This window comes from Sphingopyxis sp., from assembly GCF_025869345.1.
In the GTDB taxonomy this organism is placed as follows: domain Bacteria; phylum Pseudomonadota; class Alphaproteobacteria; order Sphingomonadales; family Sphingomonadaceae; genus Sphingopyxis.
Genome location: NZ_JAOZVW010000011.1, coordinates 1 through 2,660 on the forward strand (window position 1 = coordinate 1; position 2,660 = coordinate 2,660).

The 2,660-nt window shown below is 66.9% G+C and carries 2 protein-coding genes and 1 pseudogene; 2 read left to right on the forward strand and 1 reads right to left on the reverse strand.

Going from position 1 to position 2,660, the window contains the following annotated elements; translation table 11 throughout:
* Positions 1-196: 196 nt before the first annotated feature.
* Together OJI97_RS00940 and OJI97_RS00945 are read left to right on the forward strand one after the other, a co-directional pair.
* Positions 197-1,078: a UDP-2,3-diacylglucosamine diphosphatase gene (locus tag OJI97_RS00940; protein WP_297660003.1), complete on the forward strand. Its 882-nt coding sequence runs from the start codon at positions 197-199 to the stop codon at positions 1,076-1,078.
* On the forward strand, positions 1,075-2,124 hold the full coding sequence (locus OJI97_RS00945) for a glycosyltransferase family 1 protein (RefSeq protein ID WP_297660005.1): 1,050 nt from the start codon (positions 1,075-1,077) through the stop codon (positions 2,122-2,124). Before OJI97_RS00940 ends, OJI97_RS00945 begins: the two co-directional genes overlap by 4 nt.
* On the opposite strand, the pseudogene OJI97_RS00950 reads toward OJI97_RS00945, so the two are convergent.
* Positions 2,121-2,660 (reverse strand): annotated as a pseudogene (locus OJI97_RS00950) (TonB-dependent receptor); the annotation flags it as partial. The gene OJI97_RS00945 and the pseudogene OJI97_RS00950 sit on opposite strands and share 4 nt — an antisense overlap.

The following is a 2,660-nucleotide window of genomic DNA, read 5'->3' on the forward strand; positions in this document are numbered from 1 at the left end:
CAATCCAGAGCGGTTTACGCTACTCTGGATTGCTTCGCTTCGCTCGCAATGACGATATTTGGGGAAATCCGTTACCGAACCGCCTTCGAACTTTCTTCGAACCGTCATCGCTCCGCCCCGCACGCTGTAACAAAACTCCTGTCTAGGCCGTGGGCAGCCAAGGCTGCCTTCGGCCGAGGCTTCCGGAGTGTGTGACATGGCAACGATTTCGACCCTGCCGATCCCCGCCCGCTTTGCCGACCCCTTCACCACCGAGCCGCATATTCCCGAGCGCGTGATCGGCGAGCGGCGCAGCTATCGCGCGGTGTGGGTCAGCGACATCCACCTCGGCACGCGCGGCTGCAACGCCGCGATGCTGATCGACTTCTTCGACCATGTCGATTGCGAGACGCTGTATCTTGTCGGCGACATCATCGACGGCTGGCGGCTCAAGAAGCGGCATTTCTGGCCGCCCGAGCATAATGACGTCGTCTGGCGCGTCCTCAAGCGTGCCAAGCGCGGCACCCGCGTCGTCTATGTTCCCGGCAACCATGACGAGATGGTGAAGCCGTTCGACGGCTTCGATTTCGGCGGGGTCGAAATCCGTCGCGAGGCGATCCACCGGACCGCCGACGGCAAGAGCCTGCTCGTCGTCCATGGCGACGAGTTCGACGCGGTGATGCTCGCGCACCGCTGGCTCGCCTTCGTCGGCGACGCCGCCTACACCGCGCTGATGAAGGCGAATGTGGTGGTCAACGCCATCCGCGGCAAATTGGGCCTGCCTTATTGGTCGCTGTCGATGGTCGCCAAGCACAAGGTCAAGAACGCCGTCCAGTTCATCGGCCGTTATGAGGAGGTCGTCGCCCACGCCGCCCGCTCGCGCGGCGTCGACGGCGTGGTGTGCGGCCATATTCACAGCGCCGAGATGCGCGAGATCGACGGCGCGCTCTATTACAACGACGGCGACTGGGTCGAGGGTTGCACCGCGCTGGTCGAGCATCATGACGGCACGATGGAGATTCTCCGCTGGGCCGAGGAAGTCGCGGCGCGCAACGCCCCCGCGCAACTCCAATTAAGCGCCCCGGCGCAGGCCGCATGAAAATCCTGATCGTCACCGACGCCTGGGAGCCGCAGGTCAACGGCGTCGTCCGCACCTTGCAGGCGACGATCAGCGAACTCCGCAAGGCGGGGCATGAGGTCGCGGTGATTTCGCCCGACCTGTTCCGCTCGATCCCGTGCCCCAGCTATGGCGAAATCCGCCTCGCCTTCGCCGGCTGGCGAAAGGTCGGGCGGATGATCAGGGCCTTCGCCCCGCAGGCAATCCATATTTCGACCGAGGGGCCGCTCGGTCTCGCCGCGCGGCGCTGGTGCCTCAAGACGGGCTTTCCCTTCACCACCGCCTATCACACGCGCTTTCCCGACTATGTCGCGGCGCGGCTGCCGGTCTCGCCCGCCTTCGTCTGGCGCTTCATCCGCTGGTTCCACCGCCCGGCGCGCCATATCATGGTCGCGACGCGCAGCCTTGCCCGCGAGCTCGCGGATCAGGGCCTGCCGCAGACGATGCCGTGGGAGCGCGGCGTCGATCATGCGCTGTTCCGCCCCGACCGTGCCCCGCATCCGGCGTTCGATGGGCTGCCCCGCCCGATCCAGCTCTATGTCGGCCGCGTCGCGGTCGAGAAGAATATCGAGGCTTTCCTGAACACGGCGCAGCCGGGCACGAAAGTGGTCGTCGGCGACGGCCCGGCGCTCGGCGACCTCCGGGCGCATCATCCGGATGCGCTTTTCCTCGGCAAGCTCGGCGGCGAGATGCTGGCGCGCGCTTATGCCGGGGCCGACGTCTTCGTCTTCCCCAGCCGCACCGACACCTTCGGCCTCGTCGTCATCGAGGCCTTGTCGTGCGGAACCCCGGTCGCGGCCTATCCGGTGCCCGGCCCCGGCGACATCGTGCAGGGCGGCGCGGGCGCGCTCGACGAGGATCTGGGCGCCGCGATCACCGCCGCGCTGACCTGCGACCGCGCCGACGCGGTCGCTCTCGGCGCGCGCTACAGCTGGGCGGCCTGCACAGCGCAATTCGTCCAGGCGCTGACCTTCGTGCCCGCCGAACCCGCGGCGATCACCCCGTCGGGCACGCCCTATCCCGCCTAGAAGGACTTGCGCCACTCGAGCTCGATATAGCGGCCGAGCGGGTCGGTATAACCGGGCTGATAATTGATCGGCACGATGCCGTTGGCATCGGTGATCTTGCGCTGCGCATCGAACAGATTGTCGACCGACAGGCGCAGGCGCGAATTTTTGAGGAACGGCAGCGCCTTCGTCATCTTCGGCTGCTGGTTGAAATCCATGAAGACGCGAAGGTTGAAGGTTGCAAGGTCGCCGAACTTCAGATCGCCCGCGCTGCCGCCGGTGACGGTGCTGCCGCTGTCGTATTTGGCGCTGACTCGCGCGCCCAGCCCCTTGTAGAAGACGCCGCCGTCGAGCTCGACGAGGTTGCGGTTGCTGCCGCCGCCATTGCCCGTCGCCGACCCATGGAGCAGATCGAGTTCGGGCACGCCGGGGCGGATGAGCACCGTGTCGGTGAGCTTGATCGTGTGATAGAGCGACACCTGCCAGCGGCCGCCCTGCGGCCCGCCGAACATGCCGCCCGGGCCGCCGCGCCCGCGAGCGCCGCCGCGGCCGGGACC

Coding starts and splice junctions, on each gene's coding strand:
- OJI97_RS00940 (WP_297660003.1), top strand. CDS start 197: ATGGCAACGATTTCGACCCTGCCGATCCCCGCCCGCTTTGCCGACCCC.
- OJI97_RS00945 (WP_297660005.1), top strand. CDS start 1,075: ATGAAAATCCTGATCGTCACCGACGCCTGGGAGCCGCAGGTCAACGGC.